This is a genomic window from Vibrio maerlii, assembly GCF_003415655.1.
Taxonomy (GTDB): domain Bacteria; phylum Pseudomonadota; class Gammaproteobacteria; order Enterobacterales; family Vibrionaceae; genus Vibrio; species Vibrio maerlii.
Genome location: NZ_QRHC01000004.1, coordinates 52,475 through 72,185 on the forward strand (window position 1 = coordinate 52,475; position 19,711 = coordinate 72,185).

Annotated in this window: 16 protein-coding genes; 6 read left to right on the forward strand and 10 right to left on the reverse strand. The window is 44.3% G+C overall.

What is annotated here, in order from left to right:
• Positions 1-8: 8 nt before the first annotated feature.
• Genes DPF91_RS07755 through DPF91_RS07765 form a run of 3 tightly spaced genes read left to right on the forward strand, consistent with a single transcriptional unit; the run spans position 9 to position 3,369 of the window.
• On the forward strand, positions 9-1,157 hold the full coding sequence (locus DPF91_RS07755) for a hypothetical protein (protein ID WP_117233851.1): 1,149 nt from the start codon (positions 9-11) through the stop codon (positions 1,155-1,157).
• Positions 1,158-1,188: 31 nt separating this feature from the next.
• A complete protein-coding gene (locus tag DPF91_RS07760; protein WP_117233852.1) occupies positions 1,189-3,072 on the forward strand; it encodes a hypothetical protein in 1,884 nt (627 codons plus the stop codon).
• Between the two features lie 33 nt (positions 3,073-3,105).
• Positions 3,106-3,369 carry a DUF4282 domain-containing protein gene (locus DPF91_RS07765; RefSeq protein ID WP_117233853.1) on the forward strand — a complete coding sequence of 88 codons (264 nt, stop codon included), beginning with the start codon at positions 3,106-3,108 and terminating at the stop codon, positions 3,367-3,369.
• An 86-nt stretch (positions 3,370-3,455) separates the two neighbouring features.
• On the opposite strand, the gene DPF91_RS07770 is transcribed toward DPF91_RS07765, so the two are convergent.
• A complete protein-coding gene (locus DPF91_RS07770; RefSeq protein WP_117233854.1) occupies positions 3,456-4,451 on the reverse strand; it encodes an ABC transporter substrate-binding protein in 996 nt (331 codons plus the stop codon).
• 99 nt (positions 4,452-4,550) lie between these two features.
• Positions 4,551-5,498, reverse strand: coding sequence for an endonuclease/exonuclease/phosphatase family protein (locus DPF91_RS07775; RefSeq protein WP_117233855.1), 948 nt, complete (start codon positions 5,496-5,498; stop codon positions 4,551-4,553).
• 211 nt (positions 5,499-5,709) lie between these two features.
• Between DPF91_RS07775 and DPF91_RS07780 the strand changes: the two genes are divergently transcribed.
• Positions 5,710-6,942 (forward strand): M28 family peptidase, encoded by a 1,233-nt coding sequence (locus tag DPF91_RS07780; RefSeq protein WP_241033781.1) that lies wholly within the window; start codon positions 5,710-5,712, stop codon positions 6,940-6,942.
• 176 nt (positions 6,943-7,118) lie between these two features.
• Complete coding sequence (locus DPF91_RS07785; RefSeq protein ID WP_117233856.1) at positions 7,119-7,559, forward strand: DUF4174 domain-containing protein; 441 nt, start codon at positions 7,119-7,121, stop codon at positions 7,557-7,559.
• A gap of 160 nt (positions 7,560-7,719) precedes the next feature.
• On the opposite strand, the gene DPF91_RS07790 is transcribed toward DPF91_RS07785, so the two are convergent.
• From DPF91_RS07790 to DPF91_RS07825, 8 genes are all read right to left on the reverse strand, one after another.
• Complete coding sequence (locus tag DPF91_RS07790) at positions 7,720-8,862, reverse strand: glycerate kinase (RefSeq protein WP_117233857.1); 1,143 nt, start codon at positions 8,860-8,862, stop codon at positions 7,720-7,722.
• A gap of 5 nt (positions 8,863-8,867) precedes the next feature.
• A complete protein-coding gene (locus DPF91_RS07795; RefSeq protein WP_117233858.1) occupies positions 8,868-9,884 on the reverse strand; it encodes a LacI family DNA-binding transcriptional regulator in 1,017 nt (338 codons plus the stop codon).
• Positions 9,885-9,887: 3 nt separating this feature from the next.
• Positions 9,888-11,717: a hypothetical protein gene (locus DPF91_RS07800; protein ID WP_123766756.1), complete on the reverse strand. Its 1,830-nt coding sequence runs from the start codon at positions 11,715-11,717 to the stop codon at positions 9,888-9,890.
• A gap of 205 nt (positions 11,718-11,922) precedes the next feature.
• A complete protein-coding gene (locus DPF91_RS07805) occupies positions 11,923-13,020 on the reverse strand; it encodes an ABC transporter ATP-binding protein (protein WP_117233860.1) in 1,098 nt (365 codons plus the stop codon).
• 5 nt (positions 13,021-13,025) lie between these two features.
• Positions 13,026-13,988, reverse strand: a complete 963-nt coding sequence (locus tag DPF91_RS07810) for a carbohydrate ABC transporter permease (protein WP_117234206.1) — start codon at positions 13,986-13,988, stop codon at positions 13,026-13,028.
• Positions 13,989-13,994: 6 nt separating this feature from the next.
• On the reverse strand, positions 13,995-14,858 hold the full coding sequence (locus tag DPF91_RS07815; RefSeq protein WP_117233861.1) for a carbohydrate ABC transporter permease: 864 nt from the start codon (positions 14,856-14,858) through the stop codon (positions 13,995-13,997).
• Positions 14,859-14,910: 52 nt separating this feature from the next.
• Positions 14,911-16,263 carry an ABC transporter substrate-binding protein gene (locus tag DPF91_RS07820; RefSeq protein WP_117233862.1) on the reverse strand — a complete coding sequence of 451 codons (1,353 nt, stop codon included), beginning with the start codon at positions 16,261-16,263 and terminating at the stop codon, positions 14,911-14,913.
• 99 nt (positions 16,264-16,362) lie between these two features.
• A complete protein-coding gene (locus DPF91_RS07825) occupies positions 16,363-18,075 on the reverse strand; it encodes an alpha-amylase family glycosyl hydrolase (RefSeq protein WP_241033782.1) in 1,713 nt (570 codons plus the stop codon).
• Between the two features lie 286 nt (positions 18,076-18,361).
• On the opposite strand from DPF91_RS07825, the gene DPF91_RS07830 reads away from it, so the two are divergent.
• Complete coding sequence (locus DPF91_RS07830) at positions 18,362-19,702, forward strand: glycosyltransferase family 4 protein (protein ID WP_117233864.1); 1,341 nt, start codon at positions 18,362-18,364, stop codon at positions 19,700-19,702.
• Positions 19,703-19,711 lie beyond the last annotated feature (9 nt).

The following is a 19,711-nucleotide window of genomic DNA, read 5'->3' on the forward strand; positions in this document are numbered from 1 at the left end:
GCAGTGATTTGAACCATATTAAAAAGTACTTGAGTATTGCGCTCTTGGGCTTAGTTACAGTGCCAGTATTTGCTGACACTGTGACTGTCGAGAACGTAGGTACAGGCCCTAGTATTCAAGAAGCGATCGATATTGCGGTTCGACGCTCAATCGAACAGGTCAAGGGCGTGTCAGTTGAAAGCCAGCGTTCAACTGACTCGAGCTATGCTCGAGATTCTAATTCAGGCTCGAATTATAGCCAGCAGAGTAAAAGTGGTGAGACGGTGACAACAGCTGGTCGTGCTACCTATCGAATACTTAGTGAGAAATGCAGCGCAGGGGAGTGCCGTGTTCGTTTGCAAGTGAATGTATCTGTCCCTAAAGGCTATGAAAGGCAGCAGAAGCTAAAGCAATTGAACAGTGAGCGTAGAACCATTGCGGTTAAGCCCTTTACCGGGAGTCACGCTGCAACAATTACTCGAGAGTTAGAAGCTAATTTTGTTAAAGATAGAAAGTTTAACGTTTTAACTGATTTAGATAGTCCCAATCTAGACTATGTTTTAGAGGGTAGGGTAATAGAGGCGCAAACCAGAAAAAACGTCACAGATAAGTCTCGCACCGTTGCTCTGACGGGGGAGTATATCGAAGATATTACAACAACGTATTCTTCCAGAGTGTTACTTGAATATAAGTTGATTGATCGCGTTAATGAGCAGATTAAATGGAGTGCCACAATCCCAACAACGTCAAGCCGAAACAACCTTTCGTTACTGCTCAATATTTCGGCTAATAAAGTTTTTGATCAACTTAAAGAGAATATTTATCCCTATGTCTTAATTAAGAATGATGACAATAGCTTGGTACTGAACTCAGGTAGTGACAATGTTCGTAGCGGTCAACATTTCGATATTTTTAAGATGGGTGAAGCCATTATTGATCCAGTAACCAAGGAATCATTAGGTGTAAATGAAATCAAGGTCGCACGGGTTAAAGCGTCGCGAATTCTACCTAAATTGACTTATGTAACCTTGGTTAGTGGCTCAGTAGATGACGTTGGTAAGCATGCTATTGCACGAAAAATTGTCGCTCCGGCACCTGCTCGCTCAGCAGTATCTAAACCAAAGAGTAATGCTCAACCAAAAGCAGAAACTAAGGCGCCCACACGAGTGCATTTCTAACGCATACCTAACACTACTACATACATAAAAAATGAAATTACTAATTGGCATTGCTGCTTTAATTGCAGCCGTCTCTGTGTGCGCAGAGCAATATGAAATATCACCGAAGCTTGAAACTTCATACTCTGAACAGGAATTTAGAAATAATAAGAAGGCACCACAAGCTCGCTTTTTTAAAGAAAAGGATTGTTCAGGAGAGAACTGTAGCCACCTTAATCTAGGGAACGGTTCGTTTTCGTACGGCACAGACGCAAAATTAATTGCATCGGCTCGATATCAAGACCGAAGCTATGGAGTCGTTGAACAAAGCTATCGTAAGAGTGACGGCAGCAAAAGTTGGACTCGTTATGAGTATCATTTTGCCAACAATCGACACAGCACAAAGAGAGTCCATCGTGGGCGACTTTGTGACAAAGCACTCGCGACCGGTATTTCGATTGATGGGCGTTTGATATGTGTGAACTCGGAAGAGATTGAAATTCACAATGCTTCTGATACTAAAACGATACCGTTACCTTTCGATGCCACCATTGCTGAAGTTAATAATAACCTAGCTGGGACATTGGCTATCGCATTGGTTGATATTGAGCAAAGGGTGGTTGCTTATACAACGCTATATGCGCTTGAAAATGAGGCTGAAGATAAGTGGACAACAGCGCACACTTTATTGCACTCCCGTTCGGATCTCCGCGATGTGCTGGCTGTTTACCCTGTGAATCGAAAGACTGGTGCAGTGGCTCTCTATGAATTTGTCAATGTATTCAACCGTGGTGTAAACCTTTATGAATTTTCTGATGACCGCAGTTCATATCGAGTGATAACAAATGGTGACGAACAAAACTGGGGGGCTAACGTAGAAGTCTTTCATGACCATGGTGTTTACACTCTTACAGCTAAATCAGCCGACAGTGATACATGGTTTACGTACGCTGTTGATCGCTCTGAGATGACCAAAGTAGAAACATATGTGAACGATAATGATACCGCCACAGTCGCTGAGTTCATGGGAGGATATGGGTTGCAATATAATAGCTGGGAGTCTTGGCAGTCGGTGGGAGACGATATCAGTACTCGCTACTCCATTGACAATTCGCTTATGCACTCTCTGTACGTCCAAGGTCGAATTAAAGATACACAACTCAGCGTTAAGTATTTAACGACGGCACTGGAAGATTCGGACGCACCTGATGGTTCGGTTGATATTTTGACAGGCCTAGTGGACTTTAATGGCTTCTTTAAGGGGGCTGATACTTTACGCCTGACATTTGACTGGAATAAAACCAATGGTACTGCGACATATAAATCTAAAAAGCCACAATATTGTATAGAAGGCCAGTGTAAATTCTCTCAAGACTTTGAGTCTAAATATATGAGTATTGGTACTCTTTTGTTTAGCGAACGTGGCCAATATATCGGTTTTAATTACACGAACTACTCCTTACCTTCAACTTTAGGGCTTGAATCATCCCGTGGTATCGAGGGTGTCGCATTTGATGAAGACTATGAGCAAACCAATTACATGTTTGTTATAGGTCGTGATGCTGCGGCTTATGCGGCACGTTATGAGCTGGACTACCAAGGTTTTTACGCTTTACCACATTTTGGTATTGGTGTAGCTCACCTCGATTTCTCAGATAAAGCCAAAGCTCAAGCTAGAAATGGCGACGACCGCAAGATCTTTGGTGACTATACGCTTGCGTTATCAGGCACTCTCGATCTTGGATATATTCATCAGCGCCGTTGGAGACAAGCTTGGGGAGCTGGATATTCGATTCAAGGTGGTTTGAAGGCTCAGTTTGACTGGACGGCGCCGACAGACTTACTCAGGGAGACATCTAACGACAAGTTGATGATCGCAAACGAACGTGCGGATCTCCGATGGGGACCTTACTTACAGTTTAATATGATTTTTTAATGCTAACTTTTACAATCTTCAATGGAGGAAAATATGAAAAACGTACTTTTTTTTAATTCAATGCTAACACCAAAACTTGTAACTGCACTGTATTGGTTAATGTTAGTAGTCGCGGTAATTGCAGGTATCATTACTATGTTCAGTGGATATTCTGGATTTACATTCTCAACGTTTTTAACCGGTTTAGCGACTATTTTAGGTGGCGCAATCGGTGCGAGAATCTGGTGTGAATTAATGATTGTTGTATTTAAAATCAATGAAAACTTACAGGCAGTAAACGACAGCCAAAAGGCCTAAATAGCTAATTTGTTAAATATGGATACGTGTGTGATATTTGACATACGTATCCATTTCAATTTTTATCACCTAATGCTGGCTTCTAGCTATAATGCATTTTGAACTTTCATTGCAATATCTTGGGATACCCAAGATTTCCAAACGTCTTCATAGTTTTCAAAGAAGTAGTACATTGCTTCTTCTGCATCCGCTTGTTCGTCTTCCATCCAAGCCAACAGTTCACTCATTTGTTGATTAGTGAATCCACGGCTTTCAAAGTATTGATATGCCGTTGGCTCTCTTTGCGCAAACTCTTCTGTAGTTAGGGTATAGACTGGTGCCGATGGGTACATAGTGACTTGTGGATTCTCGCACTCTGGCTGTGTTGTACAGTTTTGGAACTCTGCTATGTCAGTACCACTTTCAAAATCGACCTTCACCATATTGTACTTACCAAGTACTGGTGTTGGAGACCAATAGTATCCAAACCAGGGTTTTTTACGTTCGTAAGCTTTAGCTATGGTTCCTGCCAGCGCTGCACCTGAGCCAGGGTCTATCATCTCAAATTTATGTTCTTCAAGATTCAATGCCTCAAAAAGGTGGCCAGCAGTGATTTGGCATGTCCAACCTGCCGGGCAACCGTAGAATGCGAACATCTCATCGTCTTCTGGGTGCTCAAATAGGTTTGCGTGTTTAGCCACACCCTCGATGGTTTTCATCTCTGGATACTGTTCAACTAGATAATCCGGTACCCAGAAACCTTCTTCACCACCATTTACTAATGATTTACCAGCAAGGCGTAAACGTTTTTCACTAATACCTTTATCAAGCGCTTCCTTGATACCATTCGTCCACATTTCAGGGGCGACATCAGGCTGACCCTTTTCAATCATTGAGGTACCGGTTGGTACGCTATCTCCGGGTATTAAATCGGCTTCGCATCCTAGACCTTCATTGAGAATGAATTGGTCAACATGTGCAATAAGACTGGCAGAGTTCCAGTTCATATCAGCAATAGTGAACTCTCCACACTGTTCAGCATATGAATGAGCTGAAAACGAGGATAGAACCAAAATAGATAAAGTAGAGAGCTTCGCTTTCATCGACGTAATTCCTTTTAATTGTCATGAGCTTATTTGACTATAACAACAGAAATCACTTGCTCTTTAAAGCTACTTTCACGAAAAAGTGTTCATCGATTGTCAAAGTATGAAGTTGACGGTAACCGCGACAAAAGCATGGTCGCTAGCCTGTTTATCTTTCTCAAATATCGGGTTGACGAGGTGTTGGTCAATAACTTGATAGTGGATTACATCAGCCAATGAATATTGTGAATCTGGTTGGAATTCTTGCGACATTAATATGTAATCGAGCACATTCCCTTTCGAAAAGTGATAGTGGGTCGGTGTACGTTTCGTATCGGTATTTCTTGATGTGTAGATAGACCAACTATCCTCCAACGTTAGTCGAGATTCATCACTAAGGTTTTGTGTTAACTGGCCAGTGATCGAACTTTCTAGCCCCTGATTCATATCACCCATCAATAAGGTTGGAATAGGGTGTCTTTGATATTCCTGCTCCATAAATAACCGTAGCATGACGGCTTCCCAACCACGTTGTTGACTTGAGAGCCAGCGACCTAATAGTGGGTGCTCCAAGTCTTTATCTTTGCCCTCTGCTGCTCTTTGTGATTTTAAATGGCAAACATAAACGGCAACTTCTCCGATGTTTGGAACGTCTATAGTTGCCTTAATCGGTTTGCGACTAAAGCCGGGAAAGGTAGTGTGATAGTTCTCGACTAGCGATACGACTTCGGTTGCGGTTTCACATTGTGTGATAGGGTAGCGGGATGCAATAGCGACGACCGGCTTTGAGAAAATATAATCATCCTCGACATGAGGGGTATCAACAGCGGCAAAATGAGCATAACCGATCTCCGCCATCATCGATTTTGCAGCTTCGATACTAAAGACTTCCTGCAACCCTACAATATCGGCATTGAGCTCAGCGAACTTTTCTTTCGTCCAGCGACACTTTTCTGTCCATGCTTCAGCTTCGTATATGTTTTCAAAATCATAAAAAGCGTCGGGTGGAGCAACAAAGTTAAATAGGTTTGCCGTAGCAAAAGTGAGGGTCTGGTTTGTTTGCAAGGTTAATCCCTGGGTAGGCAGCTATGGGTATAAGTGTATCAAAATCACAAAGATATGCTCAGTTTACGAATGTGGGCAAGTGACGAATCTTGTTTATTGCTACGCTATAGCGTTATGAGATCAATCTTTCCACAAACGATCAGGTAAATGCCTTGAACTCATTGATAGCAGCGATTAGTTTACCGTTAGGCATTTTTTAATGATGAGAATTATGATGAGCACAGAAAACAAACGCACTCTTATCGAGAAAACATGGACAGAACCAATGCCACAAAAGCAGTTCGAGTTTATGTCTAAAGTATTATCTGCACCTTCTCCAATCGGATTCGAAGCGGCGATGAGCTATGGTGTGATAAAGCCAGAGATTGAGTCATTTATGCCACAAAGCTGGGCTATGCACCAATTCAAAGGTAATGCGAGTGTGGTTTTTGATTCTCACCCTGGCCGTGATGATCTAACCAGTGTCATGATTGTTGGTCACGCCGATAAGATTCGTATGCAGGTTCGCAAGATCGACAACGATGGCAAGGTATGGATCAATACGGATTCATTCCTACCAACGACACTAATTGGTCACGAAGTTAAGGTCTTCTGCCAAGATCCTAAAAATCCAGGCTCATACAAATCTATCTCTGGCTGTACGGTAGAAGCATTGGGAGCGATTCACTTCTCAACGCCTTCTCAACGTACAGGTGAGCAGGGCATCAAACCAGAAGCACTGTACCTAGAACTGCACATGCACGGTGAAGAGCGCAAACAACAGGTAGAAGCATTAGGTTTACGTGCGGGTGACCCAATCTTGCTTGATCGCCCGATCAAGCGCGGTGTTGCGGAAGATACCTTCTTCGGTGCTTACTTAGACAACGGCCTTGGTTGTTTCTCAGTTGTAGAGATTGCCCGTCAGCTAGCGAAAGAAAACCTAGACAACATCCGTGTACTTTACACCATTGCGACGCACGAAGAAATTGGTCGCTTTGGTTCGACTCAGGTTGTGGGAGAAATGAAACCTGACATTCTTATCGCAACAGATGTAAACCACGACTACGAAGCAGCACCGGGTATTGGTGCCCGTAATATGAATCCACTGAAGATGGGTGAGGGGTTCACAATTGGACGCGGCTCTGTAGCGTCAGAATTTCTAGTTCAAACACTAGAGATGGTATGTCGTGATCAAGAAATACCTTATCAGCTTGATTTCTCCGGTCGTGACATGGGTACAGATGGCATGGCAGCAGCGCTCGCTGGTGTTGATAGTGCCTCTCTAACGATTGGTTACCCGATCCGTAACATGCATACGTCATCTGAATCTGCGCATACTGGCGATCTTCTGGCATCTATCAATGCAATCAGTGAGCTGGTTCGTTACCTAAATAATTACAATGGTGGTAAAGGTCTAACGACTGATGATTTAAAGAACAGTCACATTCGTTTAGATAACCTGTAAGCCATTAAGAATCTCAATGTAACGCTAAAGCGCTCCCATTTTTGGAGCGCTTTTTAGTTCATTTCACTTGTCAGTTCTTAGACAGTTTGTCCTTCTAGATAAGCACTATACTTGTAGTATCTGCGTACAACGAATAATCGTGTTAAAGCAAAGTACACAGAGAAAGGATACAGACTATGCGATTACTAATACTGACAGTGTTGGCGAGCTTGTTGAGTTTGTCGGCTCAAGCCTACCCATCAATGGCTTCTCATTATGAGGCGCATCGGAGTGTTATCTATTTTGCACCGACTAAGGATGAACATGTTCAACAGTTCTTACTAGAAACCTTGATTAATGACTGTGCACTTAAAGAAAGAGATGTGAGCATCATGGTGGTGACTGCCGACGGTTTCACCTCTCCAAATTGGGTGGAGGACGTGTTTGGTCTTAAGTCGATGTTTAATCGTTATAAAGTGCTTGAAGAAGAGCATACAGCTGTGCTGATTGGCAAAGATGGTGGTGAAAAACTGCGTTGGGGTAAAGAAACCGACTGGAAAGAAGTGAAGCAGACCATTGATGATATGCCTATGCGTCAGCAAGAGATGCTGACTCGAACGTCAGCCTGCTCGGCATGAACCGATCTAGATAACTGGGGCGCTCCGCTTTTAGAGAACTAGATACCTAGATCCTGTAACCTACTGCACTAAAAAGGGTTGACGTCATCACGTCAACCCTCAAACTAGCTCTCTAGCTCTCTAGCTCTCTAGCTCTCTAGCTCTCTAGCTCTCTAGCTCTCTAGCTCTCTAGCTTCATCGCAAGCGCAGAAGCAACATTCTCACTTGTCACTCTTAGGTTGTGATCCGCTTCTTCTAACACTTGCTGCAAAGGTTGAGGAGAGCGCACTGTGGCAAATACTGCGCTGAAGTACTCATCCAATCCAGTTAAGTCTTTACCTAATGAACCAGCAATACCAATTGTTGGTATATCGAGCTTTTTAGCTCGACTCGCCACTCCAAATGGCGCTTTGCCAAATAGGGTTTGGAAGTCCATTTGTCCTTCACCAGTGATTACCAAGTCTGCATCTTTTAGACACTGCTCAAGTTGCGCTGCCTCTAGTACGATATCGATGCCTGGTTTAAGCGTTGGTTCACCACAAACAGTCACTCCCAGTGGAGTCCCACCTGCCGCGCCAAACCCTGCAGAATCTTGATGATTGATACCGGTAATATCAGCGACCTTGTCTGCGAAATGGGTGAGTGCTGAATCAAGCATCTGTACTTGTTCTGCAGATGCGCCTTTTTGCGGACCAAATACCGCACTTGCACCTTGGTCACCGCAGAGTGGGTTCGAAACATCACAAGCTATCAGCCATTCAACCTGCTGTGCTTTTGAGTGCAAGTTAGTGGCATCAATGCTCGCCAGTTGAAGAAGCGCTTTACCTCCTCGGGCTAACTCGTTACCTTGATGATCTTTAAGCTGAACGCCTAAAGCTTGAGCAATTCCAGCCCCAGCATCATTGGTCGCACTTCCACCCAGACAGAGAATAATACGTCTAACGTTGTTATCTAATGCCGCTTTTATCAGCTGACCTGTACCAAAAGTAGAAGCACGTTCTATGTCTCTATCGTCTGGATCATTGAGAGCGATGCCTGAAGCCTCGGCAAGCTCTATAATGGCAGTTGATATTCCTTGGTCAGAGAAATGTCCCCAACGAGCGGTGACATCCTGCCCAAGCGGACCTTCTACGATTTGTGAATGAACCTCACCACCTTTGGCCGCAACTAAGGCGTCTAGGGTACCTTCACCACCATCTGCAATTGGCAAGGTGATGTATTCAGCATCGGCAAACTGAGTCTGAAAACCGGCTTTGATAGTGTCAGCCACTTGCTGGGCTGAGAGTGATTCTTTAAATGAATCTGGAGCAATGACAATCTTCATCCTTGTTACTCTTCAGTTATAACGTTCGCGTCTGATTGACGGGCAACTATCTCAGCGTGATACCAGCTTTGAGTTGGGAAGTTCTTTTTCTCTAGCTTATTTAGCATCAGCTTTGCCATTTCTTCGCCGACACCCAGAGTGTCGTAGGCGAGGGACGTGATGGAAGGTTTGCTGTAGCGGCTGTGCTCGTAATCACCATAACCTGCAATGGCAATATCAATACCTGGCTGATAACCGAGCTCTTCACAGGCTGCGATAGTACCCAGTGCCATTGTATCGTCCGCACAAAGGATAGAGGTTGGGCGTTTTGCCAAAGACATGATCTCTTTAGTCATAGAGATAGCTGCATCCTCGTTCAGCTCGCCATTACGTAACCATCGCTCATTCACCTCTAGGTTGGCTTCTTGCATTGCTCGAAGGTACCCTTGTTTACGCGACTGTGACAATGTGAGCTCGATAGGTGCATCTAGGAAGGCTATGCGTTTATGACCAAGCTCAATTTGACGTTTGGTGAGTTGATAAAAGGCATCCTTGTTATCCACGTCGACAAATAATGCGTCTTCAAACCCTTCAATGTAGCCGTGGCAAACGTATGGGAAATTGCGTTCATTAAGCATGGTAATACGTTCATCATTGTGACGTGTTCGAACGATGAAGAGACCATCGACCATACCGCTAGATATGAAATCGGCATACACCTGTTGCTCATTTTGCCACTCAGAAATGGTGGTTACGATGAGCTGATAATCATGCTTGGCAAGAAAAGCCGATGCGCCTGCCAAAACTTTTGAGAATGCAGGAGAGACGAACATGCGAGTGTTTGCTGGCAGAATGATACCGACGTTGCGTGACTTTCCTGACGCCAAGCGCTTTGCGGTCGGATTGGCTTTGTAGCCGATCTCTTGCGCTGCTTGAAGTACCTTTTTACGCGTATCTGGGTTCACATCGGTGTAGCCATTGAGAGCACGTGAAACCGTGGATTTCGATAAGCCAAGATGTTCTGCTAGTTTCTTAATTGACATAGACTACTCCAGAGTGAGCAAGCATTCGTGCAACACAAATTGGGTTGCTTGGTTCAGCTCTGTATTCATTAACAACTGGTAATACTCATCCCAACCTCGTTGGTTTGAATGAACTTCATCTTGTAACGAATTCTGACAGTAATTGAAACACTTAATTAACCTATTTGCGCCACTCTCCGAGTATTCAGCATCTTTAAAGCTGCCTTCGAGTAAAAAACGTACAAGAGCCAGAGTGACTGGTGTTTGTGACACAAACGTACCGGTAAATGGATAAAGCTTATCCTTGAGTGCTTCTAAGCCCAATGGATGATGTTTTGCATAAGTGCTGAACAACAAAACGCGCTCAATATCACCCAAAACTTTTCCTGCCTCGGCCACTTCCATCACACGCCCGGCAAACGCTTCTTTGTCGTGACGCATGATTAAGCCAGGCTGGTGGCTATAAACCAAATATTGGTCGTCAACTGGATTAGCTAATGCAGAAAGGATGAATGCTTGATCTTCGGCGCGATGAATGAACGTTGGCGTGTATGGGCGGAACTTGTAAAGAGAGTCTAATAAGATACCGTTGGTACCACCCGTCACATGAACTCGTTGTAGATCTTTGCGTTTACTGATGATCTCTTCTTCTGTTGACAAAGCTTGAGGCCAACGCGCACAGAAGAGCTGTTCGAATATCGCATAATCTTTGCCATTTGGCGCTTTTACATCAGCCGTAAATAAGCCTTTGTGTGCATCGGTTTCATTGACCAAACCACCGCCGAGCATGCCAAGATGAACCTTGTTGCCGTCCGCATCAATTCCATTTGCCCCCCAGTTGGATTGCATAATGTGCTCGAAGAAAGACTTCCCTGTTTCTTCAATCAACATCGATTGCTCGAATACTTGGTCTAAGTCGATCTTAAAGGTCGCTTTTAGAGATGGCTTGATGCCCTTTTGCCAAAGCGGTGCAATAGCTTTTAAGAAAGTGTAGTGACGACCGTATGAGCCATTCACGCCAAATACACCTTTTAGATCTTTACTTGCTTGAGGAAAACCCTCAGCCAAGATAGCCAAGCATTCGTCTTCACCAAATACAGCTACCTCAATGTGTTTGAGGTTTAGGTGAGTGCGGATCTCATACTCTACATACTCTTTGGCTATGTGAGCAAGAGAGGGGTGGGTGACTGAGCAAGAGAGGGCGACAGTCAGTTTTTGGTCGGCACGGAGGTTACCACGTTCAACCTCTGTGGCGAGTGCTCGGTCTAAGTGTTTAATCCCATAGAGGATCTCATTCTCTTCAGAAGAAATCCCAACAGGGATCGGGTGATCATACCAATACTCTTGATCTTCAGCCTGCGCTTTGGCCAACGTTTGATGGAATTTCTCACTCAACTTGATATGTTCAACGCTGTCACCTTTCAGTGGAATACCCAGGAGAACATTACTCGTAAGAAGCAGTTGGTCCGCCACATTAGTGATCGCTTGTGACGCATTTTCTAGCTGTGTAATCGTGCGCTTAGCTTGAATCTTTTCGCGAACCTGTTTTGGCTCTGTCTCACACTCAATCGCTTCTGGGCTGAACAGTGCCCAAAGTGCGTGCTCACCTTGAGGGAGAGTACGACCTTTTAGTTCTTCTTCAATCGCCGGAAGACAAAGCGCAGCGAACTCAAGTACTGGGTGTGACTGATGACGGTCGATAAGATCGAGTGCTTGCGCGTGCTCTGTATGAGAAGGATCTTGAGAGATAAACCATGCGTGGCAGAGAGCGCTGGATAGATCAGCGGCCTTATGGATTGAAAATTGATTTTGATTGATGAGCTGCTGACTGATTTGATTGAGTAGAGACATCATAATTCCTTGATATACTCTTCATACTTGAATCTGCAGCGTTGTTAACTGCGCAAGTTTCCCCTAATCACATAGAAGAACTATGTTCATAGGGCTGAACTTTCTTGTTGCCTAGCCGCAAATCCAATTATCTTGAGTATAAATACTAAGTTAGAGACTAATTTAAGAATAAAAGTCCCCTGACGAGCAGGGGACTGGATAGAGTGGCTTAGAGGCGTTGCTCTGTGTCTTTGTCGAAGATAAGCACACGTGATAGGTCAACCAAAAGGTCCATCTTATCGCCTCGCTCCATCTCCGAACGAAGGTCAAGGCGCGCTTTCACAGTATCGTTACCTAGGTTGAATAGAACCTCTTTATCAAAACCCATAGGCTCAATTAGATCGATGGTCACTTGGCTAAAGTTGAACGTGTTGTCGCTCTCTGCAAAGTAGTTTTTGTCATTGAAGAAATCAGGACGAATACCAACTTTCACTGCAATACCCTCTGCGCCAATCTCTTCTTGGTATGCAACACTTGTCAGCTTGTTACGTGGCAGTTTGTAGCCATCAATATCAAGGTGATCATTGTGCAAAGTGGCATCGACAATGTTCATTGACGGTGAACCGATGAACTGTGCAACGAAGATATTAACTGGGTTCAGGTAGATCTCCATTGGCGTACCAGCCTGAGCGATATAACCATTGTGCAGTACCACTACTTTATCGGCGAGTGTCATCGCTTCCACTTGGTCGTGGGTTACATAGACACTTGTGCGGCCAAACTTGTTGTGGATCTTACCAATCTCAGTACGCATGTGACCACGAAGCTTAGCATCAAGGTTGGATAGCGGCTCATCGAATAGGAACACGTCTGCTTCACGGATAATAGCGCGGCCCATTGCGACACGTTGACGTTGACCACCAGATAGATCAGCCGGTTTACGATCGAGCAGTTCATCCAGTTGCAGCATTTCTGATACTTCAACTAGGCGACGCTGGATTTCGTCTTCCGCTACCTTTTGGCGGCGAAGTGCAAATACGATGTTCTCGCGTACTGACTTGTGTGGGTAAAGCGCGTAGTTCTGGAACACCATTGCAATGTTACGATCTTGAGGCTCAATATCGTTTACCACGCGGTCTCCGATAACAATCTCACCAGACGTCGCTTGTTCAAGGCCAGCAATCATACGTAGCGTGGTCGATTTACCACAGCCTGATGGGCCAACCAGTACCACAAACTCGCCATCATTGATTTCTAGATCAATTCCTTTCACAACTTTGGTTTCGTCGTAATTCTTAATAATGTTTTTTAGTTGAATAGAAGCCATGATGATTAACCCTTAACGCCGCCGTCAGTCTTACCGCCTTTCATAAAGCGGGATGCAAATAGGAAACAAACTACAATTGGAGCCAGTGTCAGCATTGATGCTGCCATGATGCGATCCCAGATTGCGTTTTTAGAAACAAATAGCTCTTGTAGAGCAAGTGGTAGAGTATGGAACTCTGTGTGTTGTTTTAGGAATACCGACGCAAATAGATATTCGTTCCAACCGATGATGAAGCAGTAGATAAAAACTGTTGCAAGCATTGGTAGAGAGAGTGGTAATACAACCTTGATGATCGCCTCTTTACGAGAGCAACCATCCATCATTGCAGCCTCTTCAAGTGCAAAAGGAATACCACGGAAGTAGTTGCCTAGCATGTACATACCGACAGGCAGAGTTTGTACTATATAGATGAGGAACAGACAGAATACGCTACCCCATACCGTCGACGCTAAACCTAAGTTCATTGCCATCTGGTACAGTGGGACCATAAGCAATACGCCACCCACCATGTACACGAACAGCACAGAGCGCTGAATGATGACCTGTCCTTTAAACCTTAATCGGCTAATGGAGTAGGCGCCCATCACTGCTAGGATAAGAGACACTGCTGCCGCGCCAACAGAGAACATCACACTGTTCAACATGAACTTACCAAATGGGAATAAGTTACTGTTTGAGGTGTATTTCGCTGCGATGGCGTCTTTCTTCGCTTGAGGCAGTTTTGGGTTATCAAGAACCTTTTGGATTGCTGCTGGGATCTCTACTTTCTTTTCTTCAGTTAAGCCCAGTAGTTCTTTATACGCCTCAAGGTTGATTGCTTGAGGAATGAGTGATGGATTACCCCAGTCAAATTGATGCTTCAACGAGGTAGATAAAATTTGTGCAAATGGAAGTAAGCTGAAGCTCACCAATAAAAAGATGGCAAGTGCGAATCCAATGCGGCCTTTAATCGTTTTTTTACCTAACATGTTCAATTACCACTTCATAATTTTCTTGATGTAGAACCAGATGAATACACACAGTACGCCAAGCTGGATTACAGAGGTTGCTGCCGCAAGACCTTGGTCAATAACACCAGTAAATGCTTGGTAGTAGGTGAAGATCGGTAAGGTTTCAACGTTTGGAGCGAGCAGGTATACGTCTTCAAAACGGTTAAGGTTCCAGATAAGACGTAACAAGATTACAGTTGCTAATACAAAATGTAGCTCTGGCAGTGTCACGTGGAAGAAGCGACCGATAGGGCCGTAGCCATCAATTGACGCGGCTTCGTACTGGTCTTTAGAGATAGAAACCAGCTTAGAAAGAATCAGCATGTAAGCGATAGGGGCGTGTTTCCAGATATCGAAGATAACCACAACCCAAAGAGCAGAGTCAGGATCGCCGATTAGGTTAGTACGTTCAGACCAAAGGTGGAACACATCAACCATTAGATAGTTCACAACACCTGAGATCGGGTCAAATAGGAACTGCCATCCGAATACCACCGAGATAACCGGTGCAACATAAGGGAGCATGATAGCTGCGTTAACTAGACCACGTCCTTTAAAAGGTTCGCGCAGTAGCAATGCCATCGCTAGGCCAAGTAGGGTTGTACCAACAACGGTACCAAAAAGGTAAAGGCCAGTCGTTGCTATTGCTGAGTAGTAATCAGGGTTAGTGAGGAGTTTTGCATAGTTACTAAACCCAACGAATGTTTTGTCACCATTAAGCTGAACATCAAAAAAGCTCAGGTAAACGTTGTACATAAGAGGGTATAGAATTAACAAGCTCAGCACGGCGATGGTTGGCGCTACGAGTTTCCAACCAAATCGAGCTTCTGCTCTTTCTAATGGAGTCATGAGTATCCCTTGTGTATCGAGTTAGGGGGTGAGGACCACCCCCTAATAATGATTACTTGCCAGTAACCACTTGTTGCATTTGCTTTTCAGCCCAGTCAAGAGACTCTTGGGTGTCCTTGCCTTCGATTGTTGCGCTGTAGATCATGCGAGGAATGATCTGCTTAGCGAAAATCTCACCTGATTGTGGGAATGTCTTACCTTCAACCACAGAGAAGTTCTTGATGTTGTCGAAACCAGCAACGATCTCTTTGATAGACTCTCTGCCGTATGCGTTAAAGATGCCTTTTGGATCATTTAGGAACTCATCGGTTTCAGCAATATCGCGGAGCATTGGTAGGTGACCACCGACTGCCATGTGAGAGTAGGCAACAACTTGGTCTTTCTCATTCATGTATTCAACGAATGCTTTGGTTGCTTCTAGGTCTTCTTTGTTGCCGTTCTTCATGATAGAAAACGCGACAAGAGTACCGAATGAAGAAGGTGACTCATTGCTGATAGTTGCCGCTAAACGGGTGTTCTTCGCCAGATTTGGATCGAACGTTGCGCCCTCAAGGTCTTTAAAGTTCTCAGAGCTTAGTGAGCCTGCTGCTGCCTCTGCTAGTGCGATGTCATCCATGATGTACGTTGAGTAGAAGAACATTGCTAGCTTGCCTTGCAGGTAGTAGTCACGTGCACGCCAAGTTTGTGGACCCGGTGGGTTGTATTGCGCCAATGTCTTGTAGTAGTCCAGTACTTCTGCTTGAGCGTCTGAGTTGAAGACTAACTTACCGTCTTTACTGAACTGACCTGCATCGTTTGACATTGCAAACTGAGTGTAGCATTGCTCTGCGTAGCTATCTGCCTTCGTACCAACGAGAATACCGTATTGGTTGTTCTCTGGTTGATAGAAGTATTTTGCCGCTTTCTCGATAGCTTCCCACGTTGTTGGTGGCTCAAGACCCGCTTCCTTAAACCAATCTGCACGGTACCATAGACCTTGGATCCAACCACGGTAAGGAACACCCACATACTCTTTCAACTCTGGGTTTTCAACGAGCGTCAGTGCACCCTTGTAGAAACGATCTTGACCGATCTTTTTGATGGTTTCTGAGTTAGACGCACTATCGATGATGCCTTCTTCTGAGAAAGCCAGAGATAGGTTAGAACCGACTTCAATCAGATCAGGTAGGGTATTTGCTGCTGCTGCCGCTGCAATTTGCTTAGGCATGTCATTCTCGTCAACCGCAACCACTTTTACATCGACACCTGGGTTTAACGCTTCAAATACATCTGCCATTACTTCGATGGTTTGAAGGCGGTCAGATTGAGTTTGGGTTGTCCAGTACTCTACTGTTGCTGCATTCGCAAGGCTAGATATCGTTAAGCCTGCAGCTGCAAGACCGAGGGTAAGAGTTTTAAGTTTCATCGTTATATATCCTTATTTTAGGATTAATTGTTTTAGTTCCATCGGATGGATGTGAATAGACATTCCTGCCACGGGGCTCGCGATAGGAAACTCATATTCTTATTTGCTGATCCACATCACCTGATATGGCTTCAACGTAACTGTTTCAGCTACTTCTTCATTGCTAATTAGGTCACGTTTCGCATCAGCCAGTAGAGCAGAGGTGTTCAGTTCCACTTCTTCTGCACTGATGTTGATTGCGACTAGCACCTTCTCACCACGAACAAAGGTGATAAGACGAGAGTCGGTTTTCTCAATGCGTTGTGACGCACTTGGAGAGAATGCTTCTTCGTTAGTGCGAACACTTAATAGTTGTTTAAAGCGGCCAAGTACTTGGCTACGACGAGACTCTGGGTTCGCTAATTCTGACTCAAGCGTTTGACGGTTTAACTTTTCGCGGTTGATTGCACGGTTGTAACCCAAGCGCTCAAGACCTTCGATGTCGTTCTCAGAACCGAACAAACTATGAACATAGATACCTGGTACGCCTGCCATTGAGACAAGAATCGATTGAGCGGCCATGAAGCGGTTAAGGTTGGTTTGATCATCAGCATTGCCGTTGCGAATCGCATCGAAGTAGTTGATGTTCAGCTCGTAAGGGCTTTGCGTACCGTCGCCATTGTCTTTGTAAGAAACGCGGCCACCGTTGTTCTGCACAACGTCAAGTAGATGATTCACTTGCTCTTTGCTTAAGATGCCTTCAACAGGGCGAACACCAATACCGTCGTGTGATGCTAGGAAGTTAAAGAAAGTGGTTTTGTCTGAGCAAGGCTCAAGGCTTGCCATCCAGTCAACGATCTTACTGCTGTCGCCAGTTTGTAGCGTGTGTAGCGTAAGCGGCGGAAGAGGGAACTGATACACAAGGTGTGCTTCGTTCTCACCGTTACCAAAGTAGCTAATATTGTCTTTATGAGGAACGTTGGTCTCAGTGATCAACTTCACGTGAGGGGCTACCGCATCCATTACTGCCCTCATTGCTTGAACAATCGCGTGAGTTTGCGGCTGGTGGATACATGGCGTATCGAGCTCTTTCCACATAAAGCCAATAGCGTCTAGACGGATGAATGACGCCCCTTGTTCTGCGTAGAACATCAGCAGCTCAACAATCTTCTGAAATACTTCTGGACAACGGAAGTTAAGGTCAATCTGATCTTCACTGAAGGTGGTCCAGATATGTTTAGTACCATGTGCCGTTTCAAATGTTGTAAGCAGTGGCAGGGCACGAGGGCGTGTTACTGAGCTGTAATCACGGCTTGGATCCGCTTCGGTAAAGAAGTCGCGGTATTGCTCTTCACCCTTAAGATAGCCTTGGAACCAATCGCTTGATTGAGAAATATGGTTAATAACACCATCAAACATTAGGTTGTAATCTTGAGACAAATCTTGAACGTTGTTCCAGTCACCTAGATCAGGGTTAATCTTCCAATAGTCAACGACAGAGAAGCCGTCATCAGAGGTATATGGGAAGCAAGGTAGAATGTGAACCGCAGATAATACGTCTTTCGCTTGCTGGTTTAAAAATTCATTCAGGGTTTGAAGTGGCGCTTTACCTTCTTCTTGAATGGAGTCACCGTAAGTGATGAGCATGACATCATTCTGGTCTACCCATTGTTTCTTATTTTCAATCGTTTTGAATTTGCTCACAACCTCAATCAAGCTTGGAATAAGCTTGTGTAACTGAGCTGGAGAATATACACCCGCCAAGATCTGCTGTAGATCTTTGCGTACTGATTTTATTTGTAGGGTATCCAGTGCCATTCCGTTATCCATCATTTCAAATTTCTAGCAACCGATTTCAAAACCGGTTTTGAATGTTTTTCTTAAAAAAGCGAGCTACAAAATCTCGCCTTCCAAATCATTGGTGCGAATTATGATAGGAGTTCATTAATTGATTTGTTGTGCGCTATTTCTCATTTTAAAATAACTCAAAACCGGTTTTGATAACTCGTGAAATAGATCACTAAATTAGTTTTCTATCGATAAATTCAGTAACTGAATCAGTCATGAGTACGCTAAATTGTGACGCAATAACGGAAACAATATTAAAAGGTATAACAATATGAACATCCTACTTGCACACTTTCGTGTTGGTGAAACCGATGGTGTTTCGCTAGAGATGGATAAATGGAAATGGGCGCTTGAATCCTTGGGACATAAGGTTTTCTACCTTGCGGGCAGCGCAGGAAGCTGTGATACTGACTTAGTCCCTGAGCTGCATTATTTGGAGCCATTCAACGATAAAATTATTCATAACGCCTACGTTGAAAGAACAGATTACGAATCGGAAACGGTTTTGTTAGAAGCAATCGATGAGCGTGCTGAAATCATCGCAGAAGGCATTACTGAGGTAATAAAGCGCCGCAATATTGATATTGTTGTTCCTAATAATATGTGGTCTCTCGGTTATCACTTACCTGCAGCATCTGGTTTAATAAAGGCCGTGGAGCGCACTCAGACCAAAGTAATTTGCCATCACCATGATTTCCATTGGGAGCGTGTAAAGTATTCGAAACCAACCTCTGAGGGTATCACTGAACTACTGCAAACTATATTCCCGCCTAAGCATCCCCTAGTACAGCATTGTGTGATTAATCGAATAGCACATTCTGAATTGATGCATCGCCGAGATATAAACTCAACCGTTGTACCCAACGTATTTGATTTCCATGGTGCCGATTGGAAGGTCGATGAATATAACCAAGATCTACGCGAGCGATTTGGTATTCGCCCTCATGATGTGATGTTTTTACAAGGGACTCGTATTGTGGCTCGCAAAGGTATTGAACTTGCGATTGACCTAATTAATAGTATCGCTTCAAAGCGTAGCGAGCTGGAAGGTAAAACACTTTATAACGGCAAAACGTTTACCAGTGATAGTCGTTTGATCCTGACTTTTGCGGGTATGTGTGAAGAAGATAGCTACCTTGAACAACTCAAGGCTAAAGCAGAAAAACTGGGCGTTGAACTGCTGTTCATCAGCGATTGGGTAGGACACTCTCGTGGTGAAAAAGAGGGCAGTAAAGTCTACTCACTTTGGGATGTTTACAGTCATGCAGACATCATTACCTACCCAAGCCTGTTAGAAGGGTGGGGCAACCAATTCCTCGAAGGATTGATCGCTCGACTTCCTATGGTTGTATACCGTTACCCGGTTTACGATTTAGATATCGCAGACTACGGTTTTAGTATTATCGATTTGGGTAACACGCATGGGGTTGATGACAATGGACTCGCTGTCATAGAGCTGGATAAATTGGATACGGCGAGTGACTCGACAATTCAATATTTATTGGATAGCGAAATGCGTCAGGCTCACATGGATAAAAACTACCACATTGGTGAGAAAAACCTCTCTTACCCTGCGTTAAAAGAGATCTTGTCTAAAGTATTTGCGGTTTAGCTTTGATTT